1 rRNA gene is annotated in these 218 nt (G+C 56.0%); it reads left to right on the top strand.

Going from position 1 to position 218, the window contains the following annotated elements:
• A 23S ribosomal RNA gene (locus ACLJR2_RS23905) occupies positions 1–218 on the top strand; the annotation flags it as partial.

A 218-nucleotide genomic window follows, 5' to 3' on the forward strand; every position in this document is an offset into this window, starting at 1 on the left:
CGTACAAGCAGTGGGAGCCCCACCACCAAAGCATTCTCTGGTGTTGAAGGCCCTGCAAAGCAGCATCGCGGTGGCGGAGCGTCGTTTGCGACGCCCAACGCACAAAACAAGCGGTGAGTGCTTTGGGGTGGGGTGACTGCGTACCTTTTGTATAATGGGTCAGCGACTTATATTCTGTAGCAAGGTTAACCGAATAGGGGAGCCGGAGGGAAACCGAG

The sequence above is a fragment of the Salmonella sp. SAL03688 genome, from assembly GCF_046551895.1.
Lineage (GTDB): Bacteria > Pseudomonadota > Gammaproteobacteria > Enterobacterales > Enterobacteriaceae > Salmonella > Salmonella enterica.